Genomic DNA, 16,586 nt, shown 5'->3' on the forward strand with positions numbered 1-16,586 from the left:
CCCATGGCGCGGCTCCCGGCGTCCGACTAACCCACGGCCTCAACCGGACCAAGGACACACGACGTCGGCGGGCAACCACTCCCGATTTTCAGCCCAGAACGGGCCTCCCGCTAGGGAGATCGGAGACTAACCCCTGAACAGCGCCGAGAGCCGCCGGTAGGAGTCGAGTCGCCGGCCGAGATCGTAGGTGTTCATCGTCACCAGTACCTCGTCCGCGCCGCTCGCCGCCACCAGCGAGTCCAGCGCCACCGCGACCTCACGCTCGGTGCCGTGGATCTGCCCCTTCAGCGACTGCTCCAGGTACGCCCGCTCCCGCTCGCCCAGCTCCATGGCCGCGACCTCCTCGGCAGGGATCAGCGGCGGGAACGCCCCGCTGGTGCGCGAGCGCGCCGTCGCCCACGCCTCGGGCAGCTGCAGCAGCGCCGCCTCCGCCGCGCTCGCGCCGACCGCCACGTTCGCCGCCACCATCACGTACGGCCGATCCGCCCACGCCGAAGGACGGAACCCGGCGCGGTAGCGGGCGACCGCGTCCAGCATGCGCGAGCCCGCCCCGATCACCATGGGCAGCCCGTGCTCGGCCGCGATCTCCGCGCCCGCCCCCATGGCCAGCACGAACACCTGCGGCCGCAGCCCCTCGGCGGGCAGCGCGTGCACGCCCGGATAGGCGGACTGCCCGCCGGTGAAGAAGCCCAGCAACTCGGCGAGCTGCTCGCCGAACCGGTCGGCGTCGTCCTTGCCGTGCCCCAGCGCCTTGCGGATGCCGCCGGTGAACCCCACGGACCGCCCCAGCCCCATGTCGATCCGGCCGGGGTGCAGCGACTCCAGCACGCCGAACTGCTCGGCCACCACCAGCGGCCGGTGGTTGGGCAGCATCACGCCGCCGGTGCCCACCCGGATCCGCGACGTCGCCGCGGCCACCGCCGCCGCCAGCACGGTCGGCGCCGATCCCGCGACGCCCGGCACGCTGTGGTGCTCCGACACCCAGAACCGGTGGTAGCCGAGCTCCTCGGCCTGCCCGGCGAAGCGCACGGTCGCACGCAGCGCCTCGGCCGGGGTCGAGCCTCTGCGGACGAGCGAACGGTCGAGAATCGAGTACGCGGTCACGTATCGGTGCAACGCCCCCGCGAGCCGGATCAATCCACCGGGTCTCCCGCGATGCCCTCGTAGAAGCCGAGTAGCCGCGCCTCCAGCTCCGCGTCCCTGCGCAGCTTCATGCCGTCCACCTCGCCGACCGGCATCACCCCCCACGAGTTGCACAGGAACACCAGGTCGAACTCCGCCAGGTCGGGCACCCGCAACGGCCGGCGCTCCTGCGGCACCTCCATCCGCTCCAGCAACTGCATGGTGACGCCGTGCAGCATCGGCGCGTCAGGCCACACCAGCCGGCCGCCGGCGAAGCCGCCCACGTTCGTGATCGCGCCCTCGCTGATCAGGCCGTCCTCCGTGGTCAGCAGGGCCTCGTCGAAACCGGCGCGGTTCACCGTACGCAGGATGTGCGGCTGCTGGAAGCCCGACGCCTGCTTGATGTGCGGCAGGTAGCGCTGGTAGACGACGGGCGTGACGCGCAGCGGGCTCGGCAGCGGCGGGTGCGGCGCGGCGGCCGTGGCGATCACCCGAGGCCGGCCCGCCACCTCCACGTAATAGACCCGGACGCTCGCGTCGCGCTCGCCGCCCAGCGCCGCCTTGATCGAGGCCAGCACCTCCGCCCGGCCGGGCCCCGCGCCGAACAGCTCGACGCCGGCCCGCTCCAGCCGCTTGACGTGCAGCTCCAGCCCGCGCACCCGGCGATCGGCGACCTGCATGGAGGTGAAGTGGCCGTAACGGGCCTCCATCCCCAGCAGCGCCTCCTCGCCGATCGGCTCGCCCTCCATCGCGATCCGCCCTGCCATCGGCCACCCCTTCCCTCTCCTCAGATCACGGTACGGCGCTCACAGTAGGGTCTCACCTCCGGTAGAGCGCCACCGCCCAGTCCACCGGCCGGTCGGTGCCCGCTCCCCGCAGCCCCATCCGCACCTTGACCTCGACCCGCTGCCCCTTCCGCACCGTGAACGCGGTTCGCGTGCTGCTCAAGGTTCAGGTGCTGCCCAGCACCTGATCCGGCGTATCCAGCCACACCCGCTGTCCCTCCGGCGTGACCGTCACACCGAAGCGCCGCCAATGCGGCTCGCCCCATCTCACCCACTGCGCGTACGCCTGGAGGACCTCATCCCACACCGGCCGGTCGCCCACCTGCTGCACGCGGTGATCTGCAGATTCGGGCCGCCACGTGGCCACGGCCCACGAGCTCGGATCGTCAGGGTCGGCGACGAACACGCGCACGTACGCGCTGTCCTCGTCGTGTCCTTCGACGCTGTGCGAGCGCAGGCCGGTCAGCGTGCCGATGGCCAGGTCCGCGCCCGCGCCGAGCTGGTCGAGCGCTCGCGGGTCGAGGGCGGTCCGGTAGTGCCGCCGCTCCTTCCCCGGCGGCGGGCTCTGGCATGGGATGGGCCGCTGGGACCGCATCATCATGTAGCCGGCGAACCCCTCGATCGTGCCGGCGGCGGTCCCGTCCTCCTGCACCACCAGCCGCAGCGCGTGGCTGGTGCCGTACCCGGGATGCCATGGCAGCACGATCACGCCGCCCGGCCGGCACTGCTGTACCCACGGATAAGGCACGTCCCGCACGCCGCAGGTGACGTGCACACGGTCGTACGGCGCTCCATCCGGTGCGCCGCGCGCCCCGTCGCCCACGAGCAGGGTCGGCGTGCACCCGGCCGCCGCGAGGTTCTTGCCGGCTTGCTCGGCCACCGCCGGATCCACCTCGATGGAGGTCACCTCCCCGCGGTCGCCGACGAGGTGAGACAGCAGCGCGGCGGTGTAGCCGGTGCCTGTGCCGATCTCCAGCACCCGATGGCCGGGCTCGGGCGCCAGATGGTTGAGCAGGTCCGCGACCGTGCTGGGCGCGGACGCCGAGGACGTGGAGTCGCCGTGCAGCGCGTCGAGGCGGGTCGCGCCGTCGTCGAGCTGGGTGACGATGATGCTGGGTGAGTAGACGGTGTCCCACCACGTGGCAGGGTCGAGATCGCGGTCGATCAGGTACGGTGCCCCTTCCTCCTCGACGACCAAGCCCAGGTCAGGGATGAACAGGTGGCGGGGCACCGCGCGGACCGCGTCCGTGATGGACTCGCTGATGTCTCCGGACCCCTCTGGGTCGAGCCCGGCGATCAGTCGCGCGAGGCGCTCGGGTGTGACGCTCACCTTCCCTTGCCCTTTCCGTCGGCGTGGCCGCCCTGGGGTTTCTGCTGCTGGTCGTTGGTGCTGCCGGTGCCGCCTTCCGTTCCGTCGACCTCCTTGTCCTTGGGGCTGTTGGGATCCTCGTGTCGTCCCACTGGTGTCTCCTCTCGTGATGTGGACCCGTGACTGTTCGTGCACGGAACGCTACGGACCGAGGAGGGCAGAGCTCAACGGAGTTGCTTCAGATTTCTTCTTGATCGTTGAGTGCGCGGCGAATCATGCGGCGTGCCTCCTCGCCGCGCACGGCCAAGGCCATCAACCGATCGAACGCCTTCTCGTAGATCGCTATCTCGTGGCGCTGTCGGAGCGTCAGCTCCGCGGTGTAGGTGGCCACGGTCACCATACGGCTGTCGTAGATGGTGAACGCGTTGTTGCGCGGCACGGTGTACGGCGCCGCCAGCGGCACGATGCCGAGGCTGAGACGCGGCGCACGAGCGGCATCCAGCAGCCGGCGCAGTTGCTCCGCCATCGCCTCGCTGCCGCCGACGGAGGTGTACAGCGCTGCCTCGCCGAGGAGAAACAGGAACCGGCGATGGGCGCGGTCGAGCACCCGCTGGGCCTCCAGCCGGGCTTGTACGCCCTCTTCGATGTCGTCAGGGATGCCGTGGAAATGGACGACCGTCGTCAGGATGCCGCGCGCGTACCCGGACGTCTGGAGTAACCCGGGGATGACCGTGGGCTCCCAGGCCCGGATCACTTGCGTCTTTTCGTAGGCGTCGATGTTGGCGCGCTGGCGACGCCGCGTGCCGGTCTTGAGTGAACGCCTCCAGTCCACGTACTGAGCGTCGATCGAGCGGACGGCCGCGACCAGGTCGCTGATCTCGCTGGGGAATCGGCAGGCGACACACCAGTCCCGGACGTCGTCCTCAGAGGGGACCTGCTTCCCCAGCTCGATCTTCGACACCTTCGACGGCACCCATCCGCACGAGGCGGCGAGCTCGCGCCCGGTCAGTCCGGCATCGCGCCTCAGGTCTCGCAGGCGGATGCCGAGCGCTTGAACGGCTTGCTGACCGAGGAGAGGTTGGTTCACGGGAGACGCGCGGCGAACTCGTCCAGCGGCTGGGCGTGCTTGAGTGCCAGGTCCCGCCATGCCCGATGACGCGCGATGGTCTCCTGATCGGTGACGAGTTCGGCACCGGCGAACGTGTCGTCGGCGTCGTCGAAGTGCAACCAGATCAAGCGGGAGCCGTCGAGCAGCCAGGCGTCGTACGGGTCGAGGCCAAGCTGCTCGGCCGCGTCGCGGCGCAGGTAACGGATGTCCTCTCCGGCCTGCACGCTGAGCCGGGCCACCTCGATGCCGTACCTCGTGTAGTCGGACGGCGGCACGGACACGATGCGGACTCGCTGCCAGGTCTTCCCGGACGTGACGTCACGGCTGATCTTCTCCATCCAAGACCGATGCCACCCGTAGTCGTCCGGCTCGCCGGCCTGCCACTTGCGGAACGGCTCGGCGCCCACGGTGCTGTTGTAGCGCTCGCGGAGCTCGAACCGGAATGCGCTGGTGGTGAAGGCGGCGAGCAGGTTGCCCAGCTCCGCCTCGGACAGAAGCACGGTCATCCCTGGGGGAAGTGTGGCAGGAGGTCTTTGGGGATCTCGATGATGATCTCGTCTGGGGCCAGATCAACGGCATCCCCGAGGGCCTCTGGATCGGTGATCACCTTGCCCTGGACCGCGATCGTGCCGCGGTCCGTCTCGTAGACGGCGGGGCAGGTGCCCTGCTCACTGTTGCTTCCGAGGAACCGCAGGCGCATGGCCGCTCCTTGATCGGATTGCTTGGAGTTTCTCTTCTCAGGCTGAGCGTCCATCGGCATTCGATCCCGGTCAAGTGCGGACACGAGCAACTTCTCGATGCCTGGTCAGGCGACCACGTCTTGACCGGCGACTCCTGCAGCAGGTCCTCCGCGACCGCCCGATCCCTGGTGAGCAGGTGCCGGGGTCAGGGGGTTTCCGCGCGCTGCACGGTGAAGGGGGCCAACTCGCCCAGCCCGCGTACCGACAGCCGGTTCACCTCGAGCAGCCGGAAGGCGCGGTCGCCCTCCAGCTCCTCGGCGAGCTGCGGGTCGGCCAGGATGGTGCCGGGCAGGGACAGCGCGGTCAGGCGGCTGGCCAGGTTGACGGTGGTGCCGAACACGTCGCCCATGCGCCAGATGACCGGCCCCGAGGCCAGCCCCACCCGCAGCTCGGGCATGTCGCGCCCGCGCGCGTGCGTCTCCACCAGCCGCAGCGCGATCTCGGCCGCCACGTGCGCCTTGTCGGAGATGAACAGCACGGAGTCGCCCAGCGTCTTGACCACCCGCCCGCCGGACGAGGTCACGATGTCGGCCGAGCGCCCCTCGAACCTGTCGATCAGCCTGGCCAGCTCGGCGGCGGTGATCTGCCTGCTCAGCCGGGTGAAGGCGACCAGGTCGGCGAAGCCGACGGCCAGGCGTACGGCGCTCATGTCCTGGTCGGCCAGGCGCCCTGCCGCGGCGGCGAGCTGGCGCTGCCAGGCGTAGACGAGCAGCTTGGCGAGGTCGGGCACCACCCGCTCGGCCCGCCGCCGCCAGGCCCGCGGCCGCTCGGCCAGCGGCACCCCGGCCTGGTCGAGCACCTCGGCGCCCAGCTCGGCCTGGGACTCGGCCAGCCGCGCCGTGGCCTGGCCCAGCGCGCGGGCCGTCAGCAGCACGTGCTCCTCGTCGTAGATGCCGGAGGTGACCATGCCGAGCAGGGTCTTGAGCGCCTCGACGTCGGAATCGGTGAACTCGACCGCGTCGTCGGGCACGTTGGGGAAGCCGAGGGCACGCCAGAAGCGCCGCGCACGATAGACCGGCACGCCCGCCATGTCGGCGACCTGACGACTGGTGTATCGGCGCGGCTCGCGCAGAAAAGCATCTGCAACCCCGTCCCGGTCCACGCGCGCCACCTGGGCAAGATAACACTCTGTGGGCCAGATCACTCCAGCAGCGCCCGCAAGGCGCTTGTCTCGCTTTCCGCCACATAAGGGGCGTAGTAGTCGTACATCGCTTTTCTCGACAATTGGGCGGCCAGCGGGCCGTCGCCCGCCCTGATCGCGGTGATGACCTCCTCGTGGTGCCGGATGCTGCGCCGCATCAGGGCCTGCCGGTCGTCGGCGGCGTCGATGCGGGCGGCGATCTGCCGCAGCACGATCTGCCGCACCACGTCGGTGCAGATCTGGATGAGCTTGTTGCCGCTCGCCGCCACCACCGCGTCGTGGAAGGCCACGTCGGCCCGGCCGAACGCCTCGGTGTCCACCGCACCCGAGCCGGTGCCCGACTCGGTGCCGGACCCTGTGCCGGACCCTGTGCCGGACCCGGTGCCGGACCCGGTGCCGGCCGCGGCCCGCATCGACGCCACCGCCTCGGCCATGCCGGCGAGCTGCTCGTCGGTGCGCAGCCGCGCGGCCAGCAGGATCGCCGCGGAGTCGAGCACCATCCTGAACTGCACCAGCTCGCCCAGCGACAGCTCCTCGACCCGGGCCAGCGTGGTCATCGACTTGTGCAGCGCGGCGGGCGAGAACGGCAGCACCTCCGCGCCGTTGGGGTCGCCGGGCCGCGAGCGCACCAGGCCGCGGGCCTGCAGCACGCGCAGCGCCTCGCGCACGGTGGAGCGGCCGACCGACAGCTGCACCATCAGCTCACGCTCGCTCGGCAGCCGCTGGCCGGGTGTCAGTGCGCCGCTCTCGATGGCCTCTTCGATCTGCTCGACGACCCGCTCGTAGGCGCGCACCGCGCGTACGGGCTCGAAGCGCGCACCACCCATGCAAGCCCCCTTGACCCGAGCCGTCGCCGACTGGCAATGTGCGTAGCCTACTGGTCAGACCAGTGCACTAGCCAGGAGGCTGTAAGACATGAGGCGAATCGGGATCTGGCTCGCCGCGGGCGGCCTCCTGCTGGCCACCGCCGCGTGCGGCGGCGGTGGTGACGGTGGCGGCACGAGTGGCGGGGGCTCCAAGGCCCAGTCGTTGTCGGTCGGATTCGTGGCCGAGCCCGCCAACCTCGACTTCACCTCGACCGAGGGCGCCGCGATCCCGCAGGCGCTGCTCGTCAACGTCTACGAGGGCCTGGTCAAGCTCGACCAGAACGGCGAGATCGTCCCGCTGCTGGCCGAGAAGTGGGACGTCTCCGACGACCGCAAGACCTACACCTTCACCCTGCGCAAGGACGTGAAGTTCTCCAGCGGGGCGCCGTTCACGGCCGACGACGTGGTGTTCTCGCTCGACCGCGTCAAGAGCGACTGGAAGCTCAAGATCAAGTCGCAGCTCGACGTGATCGACGACGTCGAGAAGAGGGACGACACCACCGCCGTCGTCACGCTCAAGCGGCCGAGCAACGGCTTCCTCTACGCCATGGCCACCAGGCTCGGCGCCATGTTCAGCCGCACCGGCGTCGCCGACCTGGCCAACAAGCCCGTCGGCACCGGCCCGTACGTGCTGGGCGCCTGGCGGCGCGGCGACTCCATCAGGCTCGACGCCAACGCCTCCTACTGGGGCGCCAAGCCGCCGGTGCCCTCGGTCACGCTGAAGTACTTCAAGGACGCCACGGCGATGAACAACGCGCTGCTGACCGGCGGCATCGACGTCATCTCCAGCGTGCAGGCGCCCGAGTCGCTGCAGCAGTTCGCCGACCCCAACAGATTCGAGACGGTCGAGGGCACCACCAACGGCGAGGTGGTGCTGTCGATGAACAACGGCCGGCCGCCGTTCGACGACAAGAAGGTCAGGCAGGCCGTCCGGCACGCCATCGACCACAAGGCGCTGCTCGACACCGCGTGGGCCGGGCGCGGCCAGCTCATCGGCTCGATGGTGCCGCCCACCGACCCCTGGTACGAGGATCGCACCGGCGACTACCCGTACGACCCGGCCAAGGCCAAGCAGTTGCTGGGCGGCAAGACGTACAACGTCAAGATGCGCATCCCCAACCTGCCGTACGCGGTGAGCAGCGCGCAGGTCGTCAAGTCGCAGCTCGCGCAGGTCGGCATCACGGCCGACATCGAGCCGCTGGAGTTCCCCGCCCGCTGGCTGGACCAGGTGTTCACCAAGGGCGACTACCACCTGTCGATCATCAACCACGTCGAACCCCGCGACATGGGCATCTTCGCCGACAAGTCGTACTACTTCCGCTACGACAACCCCGAGTTCGGCAAGCTGCTCGCCTCCGCCGACGAGGGCACCGAGCAGCAGCAGACCGACGACCTCAAGCAGGCCGCCAAGCTGCTGTCCGACGACGCCGCGGCCGACTTCCTCTTCCTCTTCCCGAACCTGATCGTGGCGAAGAAGGGCGTCACAGGGCTGCCGAAGAACGGTATCTCCGAAGCCTTCGACTTCACCGCGCTCTCCCGGCAACCGTGACGCTTTACCTGCTCAAACGCCTGGCGGTGCTGGTGGCCGGCACCGCCGTGGCCGCCGTCGTGGTGTTCGCGTTCATGGCGCTGCTGCCCGGCGACCCCGCCGAGATCGCGCTGGGCGTCAACGCCACCCCCGAGGCGGTCGCCGAGCTGCGCCGCCAGTACGGCACCGACCGCCCGCCCCTCGTGCAGTTCTTCGACTGGGCCGGCGGCCTGCTCCAGGGCGACTTCGGCACCTCCTACGTGACCAGCTCGCCCATCGGCCCGCAGATCTCCGACCGGCTCGGTGTCACCGCCGTGCTCGTGCTCGGCGGCATGCTGGTGGCGCTGGTGCTGGCGGTGCCCGCGGGCACGTTCGCCGCCGTGCACCACCGCAACCCGCTCGGCGCCGCACTCAGCGCGCTCAGCCAGCTCGGCATCGCCGTCCCGGCGTTCCTCGCGGGCATCCTGCTGGTGTTCGTGTTCGCGGTGCAGGCGCAGGCGCTGCCGTCCGGCGGCTACGTGCCGATCGCCGAGAACCCGGGGGAGTGGCTGCGCAGCCTGCTGCTGCCGTGGCTGTCGCTCGGCCTCGTCCAGGGCGCCGTGCTCACCCGGTACGTGCGCAGCGCCGTCCTCGACGTCATGCGCGAGGACTACCTGCGCACCGCCAGGGCCAAGGGCCGCGGCGCCACCGGCGCGTTGTGGCGGCACGGCCTGCGCAACGCCTCCATCCCCGTCGTCACCGTGCTCGGCCTGCAACTGGCCACGCTGCTCATCGGCGCGGTCGTCGTCGAACGTGTCTTCGTCATCCCCGGGCTCGGCGACCTGCTGCTCAACGGCGTCGCAGGGCGCGACCTGCTGCTCGTCCAAGGCGTGGCGATGGTGCTGGTGGCCGCCGTACTGCTGATCAACTTCGTGGTGGACGTCGCCTACCACCTGCTCGACCCGAGGCTGCGATGAGAGGCCGCTTGAACGCCGGGCTGCTGGTCGGCGGCACGCTCGTCGGGCTCGTCACGCTCGCCGCGCTGGTGTCGTTCGTCTGGACCCCGCACGACCCGACCCTCGTCGACGCCGCCGGCAAGCTGCGCGAGCCGGGCGGCGGCTACCTGCTCGGCGCCGACAAGTTCGGCCGCGACACCTTCAGCCAGCTCATGGTGGGCGCCCGCACCACCCTCTACGTCGGCATCGTCGCGGTCGGCATCGCCGCCGTCCTCGGCACCCCGCTCGGCGTGATCGCCGGGATGACGCCGCGCGGCTGGCTGTCGGAGCTGATCATGCGGGTCAACGACCTCGTCTTCGCCTTCCCCGCGCTGCTGCTGGCCGTCATGCTGGGCGCCGTCTACGGGCCGGGCACGCTGACCGCGATGATCGCGATCGGCGTGGCGACCGTCCCGGCGTTCGCCCGGGTGGCCCGCGCCGCCACACTTCAGGTCATGGTGACCGACTACGTGCTGGCCGCGAGGGCCGCGGGCCGCCGCAGGCCCGCGATCGCCGTCCGCCACGTGCTACCCAACATCGGCTCCATGCTCATCGTGCAGGCGTCGGTGTCCTTCGCGATCGCGATCCTCGCCGAGGCGGCGCTGTCGTTCCTCGGCTTCGGCACCCGGCCGCCCACCCCGTCCTGGGGGCGCATGCTGCAGGAGTCGCAGGAGCTGCTGTTCTCCACCCCGCGCCTGGCCCTGTGGCCCGGCCTCGCCATCGCGGTCGCCGTGCTCGGCTTCAACCTGCTCGGCGACGGCCTGCGCGACTTCCTCGACCCCAAGCTCAGGAGGATCAGTGCTGAGCGTTGAGGGGCTCACCGTCTCCGCCGGCGACGTCGAGCTCGTCCACGACGTGTCGTTCGGCATCGCGCCGGGCGAGCGGGTCGGGCTGATCGGCGAGTCGGGGTCGGGCAAGTCGCTGACCGCGCTGTCGCTCATGGGCCTGCTGCCCGAGGGCGTCACCGCCGCGGGCACCGCAAGGCTCGGCGAGCACGACCTGGTGGGCGTGCCGGAGAGCCGGCTCAAGCGGCTGCGCGGGCGCGAGCTGTCCATGGTCTTCCAGGAGCCGATGACCGCGCTCAACCCGCTGATGCGGATCGGCGCCCAGGTCGCCGAGGTCATGACGCTGCACGGCCGCTCCCGCGACGAGGCCCGCACGCGGGCGCTCGACCTGCTCGGCCGGGTACGCCTGCCCGAGCCCGCCCAGATCGCCCGCGCGTTCCCGCACCAGCTCTCCGGCGGCCAGCGCCAGCGCGTCATGCTCGCCATCGCCCTGGCCAACGACCCCGGGCTGCTCATCTGCGACGAGCCCACCACCGCGCTCGACGTCACCGTGCAGAAGCAGATGCTGGAGCTGATCGCCGAGGTCGCGCCCGCCCTGCTGTTCATCACCCACGACCTCGCCGTCGTCGCCTCGGTCTGCGACCGCGTCATCGTCATGTACGGCGGCCGCGTCGTCGAGTCGGGCCCGCTGCGCGAGGTCTTCGCCCGCCCCCGCCACCGCTACACGCAGGGCCTGCTGGCCGCCTCCAAGCTGACCCCGCGCGGCACCCGCCTGCCCACCATCGCGGGCAGCGTGCCCGCCGCCGGGCGCTTCCCGGCCGGCTGCGTGTTCAGGAACCGCTGCCCGCACGCCACCGCCACCTGCGAGACGGTGCCCGAGCTCGCGGGCGACGGCCACGCGTACGCGTGCTGGCACCCCGCAGAAGACCACGCGGACCACTGACAGGCAGGAGAACGACATGTCTGGCACCCCGCTCATCGAGGTCACCGGCCTCACCCGCGTCTACCGCCGTCCCCGCACCTCGCTGACCAAGCCAGGGGCCGAGGTGCGGGCCCTGCGCGACGTCTCCCTGACCGTGCACCGCGGCGAGCGCTTCGGCATCGTCGGCGAGTCGGGCTCGGGCAAGTCCACCCTGCTCAGGCTGCTGTGCGGGCTCGACAGGCCCACGGCGGGCAGCATCCGCTTCGACGGCCAGGAGATCACCGGCCTGCCCGAGCGGCGGCTGCGCTTCCTGCGCGAGAACCTGCAGATCGTCTTCCAGGACCCGCTCAGCTCGCTCGACCCGCGCATGCGCGTCCGCGACCTCGTCGCCGAGCCGCTCGTCGCGCTCGGCCTGCCCGCCGGCGACCGGGTGAGCGAGCTGCTCGAGGCCGTCGGGCTGAGCGCCGACGCGGCCGAGCGCTACCCGCACCAGTTCTCCGGCGGGCAGCGGCAGCGCATCGCGATCGCCCGCGCGCTCGCGCCCAGGCCCGCGGTGCTCGTCGCCGACGAGCCGGTCAGCGCGCTGGACGTGTCCGTGCGCGGGCAGATACTCAACCTGCTCGCCGACCTCGCCGACGAGCTGGGGCTCACGCTCGTGTTCGTCTCCCACGACCTGTCCGTGGTGCGGCACGTGTGCGCGACCGTGGCCGTGATGAGCAGGGGCGAGATCGTCGAGACCGGGCCCGTGGACGACGTCTGGGCCGCGCCCGCCCACCCGTACACGCGGGCGCTGCTGGAGGCCGTACCGACGCTGGAGGGATGGACATGATCGAGGTCGACGCCGACGGAGTGGTGGCGTTCACGCAGGCGCTGGTGCGGGTCCCCAGCACCAACGACCCGGCGAGGGGCCGCTCGGAGCAGCCCGCCGCCGACCTGGTCGCGGCCAAGATGCGCGAGTGGGGCTGGGACCCCGTCGTGTACGAGGCCGCGCCCGGCCGCCCCAACGTGGTCGCGGTGGTCGAGGGCGGCGGCGGTCCCGGGCCGACGCTGATGTTCGAGGGACACACCGACGTCGTCACCGAGGGCGACCTGTCCGCGTGGACCGTCGACCCGTTCGGCGGTGAGATCCGCGACGGGAAGCTGTGGGGCCGGGGCAGCGCCGACATGAAGTCCGGCCTGGCCGCCACCCTCTACGCCACCCGCGCGCTCCAGCTCGCGGGACCGTTCCCGGGCCGGATCAAGGTGTGCGCGCTGGCCGACGAGGAGGGGCTGATGATCGGCGCGCACCACTTCGTCTCCGAGGGTCTCGCCGCCGACGTGGACGGCGCCATCGTCGCCGAGCCCGAGGCGGGCGAGATCTGCGCCGTCGCCAAGGGCGCGCTGCGGCTGCGGGTGGACCTCACCGGCAAGATGGCGCACGGCGCGATGCCGCAGCACGGCCGCAACCCCATCCAGGCCGCCGGGCCGCTGCTCGTCGGGCTGCGCGCGCTCCAGGACGAGCTGCAGGCCGCGCACCCCGCCCACGAGCACCTCGGCGCGGTGTACGTCACCCCGACCGTGCTCCAGGCCGGCTCCCAGGAGCAGGTCAACGTCATCCCCGCGGTCGCCTCGGTCTTCGTGGACGTGCGCACGATCCCGGGCGTCGAGCACAAGGACGTCGCCGACCGGGTCGCCGCGCTCGCCGCCGCCGACGGCATCACCGCCGAGGTGAGCGTGCTGGTGGACCGGCCGCCGGTGGACGTGCCCGTGACCGACCCGGTGGTCGCCGCGCTCGCCGCCGCCCACCGTACGGTGACGGGCGAGGAGCCCGTCTACGGCGGCGTGCCGGGCACCACCGACGGCACCGTGCTCACCCACTGGGGCGGCGTCCCGTCCGTCGTGTACGGCCCGGGCGGCAAGTGGATCGCCCACCAGGCCGACGAGTACGTCGAGGTCGACGACATCGTGCGCGGCACCCGCGTCTTCGCCGAGGCCGCCAGGCGCTTCCTCACCGGGGACCACTGATGCGGCCAGGACCCGCCAACGGCCTGCCGGACGTGGCGGGGCTGCGGGTCGGGCACGCCACGCGGACCAGCGACGGCCACCGCACCGGCACCACCGTCGTCCTGTGCCCGGAAGAGGGGGCCGTGGCGGGGGTGGACGTGCGCGGGGCCGCGCCGGGCACGCGTGAGACCGAGCTGCTCGACCCGCGCAACCTGGTCGAGCGGGTGCACGCCGTGGTGCTGACCGGCGGCAGCGCGTACGGGCTGGCGGCGGCCTGCGGGGTGGTGGACCGGCTGGCCGACGCCGGGGTGGGCTACCCGGTGGCGGGCGGGGTGGTGCCGATCGTGCCCGCGGCGGTCATCTTCGACCTCGGCAGGGGCGGCGCCTTCCGTGCCACCCCCGGCGCCTCCTTCGGCGCCGCCGCCTACGACGCCGCCCTGGACGGGACCGTTCCCGGCCAGGGGAGCGTGGGCGCGGGCACCGGGGCCGTGGCGGGCGGGCTGGCCGGCGGGGCCGGCATGGCGAGCGCCGTCCTGGACGACGGCACGACCGTGGCCGCGCTCGGCGTGGTCAACGCCGCCGGATCCGTGCTCGACCCGCTCGACGGCACGCTCGCCGGCGTCAGATACGGCCTGCCCGGCGAGTTCGCCCACCTCAGAGCGCCTGATCCGGGCGAGGTGGCCGCGTGGGCTCCCGAGCGGGCTCCGTCGTTCAACACGACGATCGGCGTCGTCGCCACCGACCGCACCCTCACCAAGGCCCAGTGCGGCAAGCTCGCCGGGGTCGCCCACGACGGGCTGGCCAGGGCGATCAGGCCGGCCCACACCATGACCGACGGCGACACCGTCTTCGGCCTGGCCACCTGCGCCGCCCCCGCGCCCGGCCCCGACGACTTCCAGGACATCCTCGCGGCGGCCGCCGACGCCTTCAGCCGCGCGGTGGCCCACGCCGTCCTGTCGGCCACCGGCCGCGACGGCGCACCCGCCTACCTCGACGTCTTCCCGAGCGCCCATGTCCGACGAGATCCAGAAGCCTGAGGAGGCGGTCATGAAGCAGGAGTGGCCCGGCGGGCTGCCCATCGGCGGCGGCTGGGCAGAGACCGCGGACACCAGTCCGGTGATCTTCCCCTACGACGGCAGCGAGGTGGCCGCCGCGCCGCTGGGCACGCCGGAGCTCGCCGCGCGGGCCCTGGACGCCGCGCTCGGCGTGGCGCCGGCGATGGCGGCGCTGCCGTCGCACGCCCGCCGCGCCGCCCTGACCGGCGCCCGCGACGCGCTGCGGGACAGGCGGGAGGAGTTCGAGCGGCTGCTGGTGCTGGAGACCGGCAAACCGCTGGTGGACTGCCGCGTCGAGGTGGACAGGACGCTCGTGACGCTGGAGAGCGCCGCCGAGGAGGTCGCCCGGCTGCACGGCGAGACCGTCCCGCTCGACCTGCTGCCCTCGGGCGAGGGCCTGATCGGGTTCTGGACGCGCCGCCCCATCGGCGTCGTCGTCGGCATCACCGGCTTCAACTACCCGCTCCTCCTCGCCGCCCACAAGATCGCTCCGGCGATCGCGGCCGGCTGCCCGGTGATCGTCAAGCCGGCCCCCGCCACCCCGCTCGCCACGCTCTGGCTGGTGCACCTGCTGCGCGAGTCAGGGCTGCCGCCCGAGGCCGTCCAGCTCGTCACCGGCGACGTCGAGGTGGGCAAGCGGCTGGTGGAGGACCGGCGGATCGGCGCCGTCTCCTTCACCGGCTCGGCCGCCGCCGGCCACGCCATCGCCCGTGCCGCCGCCCCCACCAAGGTCCTGCTGGAGCTGGGCTCGAACGCGGCGCTCGTGGTGGCCGCGGACGCCGACCTCGAGGCCGCCGCCGACGCGGTCGTCAGGGGCGGCTACTACGCCTCGGGTCAGGCGTGCATCTCCGTGCAGCGGGTGCTGGTGGAGGAGGCGGCGGCGGAGGCGTTCACCGCGCTGGTGGCCGAGCGGGTCAAGGGCGTGGAGGTCGGCGACCCGCGCCTGCCCGGCACGCGCGTGGCGCCGCTCATCGACCCGGCCGCCACCGACCGCGTCCTCGACTGGATCACCGCCTCCGGGGCCGAGGTGGTCACCGGCGGGCGCCGCGAGGGGCGGTCCATCGCGCCGACGGTGCTCTCAGGGGTGCCCGACGGGGCCGCCGCCTGGGACGAGGAGATCTTCGGGCCCGTGGTGTGCGTGCGCTCCGTGCCCTCGCTGGAGGCCGCGTTCGACGCCGTCAACGCCTCGCGGTACGGCCTGCACGCCGCCGTCTACACCCGCTCCCTGGCCACGGCGTTCGCCGCCATCGAGCGCATCGAGGCCGGGGGAGTGGTGGTCAACGAGGTGCCGGGGTTCCGGGCGGACAACATGCCCTACGGGGGCGTCAAGGACTCGGGCGCGGGCCGCGAGGGCCCCCGCTTCGCCATCGAGGAACTGACCGTCACCCGGATGGCCATCATCCGCCCCTGACCCACCCCGACCGGGCCGGCTCCTGGGCCGGCTCCTGGGCCCGCTCCCGGCCATCGGGGCGGGCCCGGATTGCCCTGCCTGTGAAGGCGCGTCAGTTGGGCGGGTCGAAGCGGCCGTCCACGGCGGTCCAGCCGCCGTCCACGTACAGGACGGAGCCGGTGACGAAGCTGGCGGCGCCGCTCGCCAGGTAGACCACCGCGCCGGCCAGCTCCTCGGGGGCGGCCCAGCGGCCCAGCGCGCTCTTGGCGGCGTACGCGTCGTACCAGGACGGGTCGTCCTTGATCTGGCGGGTCAGTGGCGTCTCCACGACGCCGGGCGCGATGGCGTTGACCCGCACCCCGCTCGGCCCGAACTCGGCCGCCGCCGTCCGCAGCAGCTGCACCAGCCCGGCCTTCGTGGCCGAGTAGACGCCCTGGCCCGGCTCGGTGACGGAGGCGCGGATGGAGGCGAACCCGATGATCGACCCGCGGCCCCGCTCCACCATGCCCGCACCGAAGGCGCGTACGACGTCGAAGGAGGCCCGCAGGTTGAGCCCCACCACCCGGTCGAACTCCTCGCCGGAGTAGTCGAGCAGCCGCTTGCGCACGTTCGTCGCCGCGGTGAACACCAGCACGTCGGCCGGCTCCTCGGCCGCCAGCGCCCGCACCGCGTCGCCGTCGAGCACGTCGAGCAGCCGGGCGCTGCCGCCGCACCCGTCGGCGGTCTCGGTGGCGGTGGCGAGGTCGCGGTCCGCGCACACCACGTGGGCGCCGTGGGCGGCCAGCGCCAGCGCGGACTCCCTGCCGATGCCGCTCCCCGCCCCGATCACCACCGCCCGCGAACCGTCCAAGCGGAACAACGTGTCATATTTCATACGC

Annotated in this window: 19 protein-coding genes; 8 read left to right on the plus strand and 11 right to left on the minus strand. The window is 72.4% G+C overall.

What is annotated here, in order from left to right; translation table 11 throughout:
* Positions 1-126: 126 nt before the first annotated feature.
* From ABZW11_RS36020 to ABZW11_RS36065, 10 genes are all read right to left on the minus strand, one after another.
* The gene (locus ABZW11_RS36020) at positions 127-1,104 is read right to left on the minus strand and encodes an MsnO8 family LLM class oxidoreductase (RefSeq protein WP_355427346.1); all 978 of its coding nucleotides are present in this window, start codon (positions 1,102-1,104) and stop codon (positions 127-129) included.
* Between the two features lie 29 nt (positions 1,105-1,133).
* On the minus strand, positions 1,134-1,889 hold the full coding sequence (locus tag ABZW11_RS36025) for an aminotransferase class IV (protein ID WP_355427349.1): 756 nt from the start codon (positions 1,887-1,889) through the stop codon (positions 1,134-1,136).
* Positions 1,890-1,941: 52 nt separating this feature from the next.
* Positions 1,942-2,070 (minus strand): hypothetical protein, encoded by a 129-nt coding sequence (locus tag ABZW11_RS36030; RefSeq protein WP_355427352.1) that lies wholly within the window; start codon positions 2,068-2,070, stop codon positions 1,942-1,944.
* Positions 2,071-2,073: 3 nt separating this feature from the next.
* Positions 2,074-3,237 carry a methyltransferase domain-containing protein gene (locus tag ABZW11_RS36035; RefSeq protein ID WP_355427354.1) on the minus strand — a complete coding sequence of 388 codons (1,164 nt, stop codon included), beginning with the start codon at positions 3,235-3,237 and terminating at the stop codon, positions 2,074-2,076.
* A complete protein-coding gene (locus tag ABZW11_RS36040) occupies positions 3,234-3,368 on the minus strand; it encodes a hypothetical protein (protein ID WP_355427357.1) in 135 nt (44 codons plus the stop codon). The genes ABZW11_RS36035 and ABZW11_RS36040 overlap by 4 nt, the downstream gene beginning before the upstream one ends.
* An 86-nt stretch (positions 3,369-3,454) precedes the next feature.
* On the minus strand, positions 3,455-4,303 hold the full coding sequence (locus ABZW11_RS36045; protein WP_355427360.1) for a helix-turn-helix transcriptional regulator: 849 nt from the start codon (positions 4,301-4,303) through the stop codon (positions 3,455-3,457).
* Positions 4,300-4,830 carry a DUF6879 family protein gene (locus ABZW11_RS36050; RefSeq protein WP_355427363.1) on the minus strand — a complete coding sequence of 177 codons (531 nt, stop codon included), beginning with the start codon at positions 4,828-4,830 and terminating at the stop codon, positions 4,300-4,302. The genes ABZW11_RS36045 and ABZW11_RS36050 overlap by 4 nt, the downstream gene beginning before the upstream one ends.
* Positions 4,827-5,024 (minus strand): hypothetical protein, encoded by a 198-nt coding sequence (locus ABZW11_RS36055; RefSeq protein ID WP_355427366.1) that lies wholly within the window; start codon positions 5,022-5,024, stop codon positions 4,827-4,829. The genes ABZW11_RS36050 and ABZW11_RS36055 overlap by 4 nt, the downstream gene beginning before the upstream one ends.
* A gap of 185 nt (positions 5,025-5,209) precedes the next feature.
* A complete protein-coding gene (locus ABZW11_RS36060) occupies positions 5,210-6,175 on the minus strand; it encodes an adenylate/guanylate cyclase domain-containing protein (RefSeq protein WP_355427369.1) in 966 nt (321 codons plus the stop codon).
* Positions 6,176-6,204: 29 nt separating this feature from the next.
* The gene (locus tag ABZW11_RS36065; RefSeq protein ID WP_355427373.1) at positions 6,205-7,032 is read right to left on the minus strand and encodes a GntR family transcriptional regulator; all 828 of its coding nucleotides are present in this window, start codon (positions 7,030-7,032) and stop codon (positions 6,205-6,207) included.
* 88 nt (positions 7,033-7,120) lie between these two features.
* Between ABZW11_RS36065 and ABZW11_RS36070 the strand changes: the two genes are divergently transcribed.
* Genes ABZW11_RS36070 through ABZW11_RS36105 form a run of 8 tightly spaced genes read left to right on the plus strand, consistent with a single transcriptional unit; the run spans position 7,121 to position 15,729 of the window.
* Positions 7,121-8,620, plus strand: coding sequence for an ABC transporter substrate-binding protein (locus ABZW11_RS36070; protein ID WP_355427376.1), 1,500 nt, complete (start codon positions 7,121-7,123; stop codon positions 8,618-8,620).
* Positions 8,617-9,555: an ABC transporter permease gene (locus tag ABZW11_RS36075; RefSeq protein WP_355427379.1), complete on the plus strand. Its 939-nt coding sequence runs from the start codon at positions 8,617-8,619 to the stop codon at positions 9,553-9,555. The genes ABZW11_RS36070 and ABZW11_RS36075 overlap by 4 nt, the downstream gene beginning before the upstream one ends.
* Positions 9,552-10,385 carry an ABC transporter permease gene (locus tag ABZW11_RS36080; RefSeq protein ID WP_355427382.1) on the plus strand — a complete coding sequence of 278 codons (834 nt, stop codon included), beginning with the start codon at positions 9,552-9,554 and terminating at the stop codon, positions 10,383-10,385. The genes ABZW11_RS36075 and ABZW11_RS36080 overlap by 4 nt, the downstream gene beginning before the upstream one ends.
* A complete protein-coding gene (locus ABZW11_RS36085; RefSeq protein WP_355427385.1) occupies positions 10,372-11,301 on the plus strand; it encodes an ABC transporter ATP-binding protein in 930 nt (309 codons plus the stop codon). Before ABZW11_RS36080 ends, ABZW11_RS36085 begins: the two co-directional genes overlap by 14 nt.
* Positions 11,302-11,317: 16 nt before the next feature.
* On the plus strand, positions 11,318-12,109 hold the full coding sequence (locus tag ABZW11_RS36090) for an ATP-binding cassette domain-containing protein (RefSeq protein ID WP_355427387.1): 792 nt from the start codon (positions 11,318-11,320) through the stop codon (positions 12,107-12,109).
* Complete coding sequence (locus tag ABZW11_RS36095) at positions 12,100-13,284, plus strand: M20 family metallopeptidase (RefSeq protein ID WP_355427390.1); 1,185 nt, start codon at positions 12,100-12,102, stop codon at positions 13,282-13,284. The genes ABZW11_RS36090 and ABZW11_RS36095 overlap by 10 nt, the downstream gene beginning before the upstream one ends.
* Positions 13,284-14,300: a P1 family peptidase gene (locus tag ABZW11_RS36100; RefSeq protein ID WP_355427393.1), complete on the plus strand. Its 1,017-nt coding sequence runs from the start codon at positions 13,284-13,286 to the stop codon at positions 14,298-14,300. The genes ABZW11_RS36095 and ABZW11_RS36100 overlap by 1 nt, the downstream gene beginning before the upstream one ends.
* 10 nt (positions 14,301-14,310) lie before the next feature.
* Positions 14,311-15,729: an aldehyde dehydrogenase family protein gene (locus ABZW11_RS36105; RefSeq protein WP_355427396.1), complete on the plus strand. Its 1,419-nt coding sequence runs from the start codon at positions 14,311-14,313 to the stop codon at positions 15,727-15,729.
* A gap of 91 nt (positions 15,730-15,820) precedes the next feature.
* Here the strand turns inward: ABZW11_RS36105 and ABZW11_RS36110 are convergent, their stop codons facing one another.
* Positions 15,821-16,582: an SDR family NAD(P)-dependent oxidoreductase gene (locus ABZW11_RS36110; RefSeq protein WP_355427399.1), complete on the minus strand. Its 762-nt coding sequence runs from the start codon at positions 16,580-16,582 to the stop codon at positions 15,821-15,823.
* Between the last annotated feature and the right edge of the window lie 4 nt (positions 16,583-16,586).

The organism is Nonomuraea sp. NPDC004580 (genome assembly GCF_040609855.1).
Lineage (GTDB): Bacteria > Actinomycetota > Actinomycetes > Streptosporangiales > Streptosporangiaceae > Nonomuraea > Nonomuraea salmonea.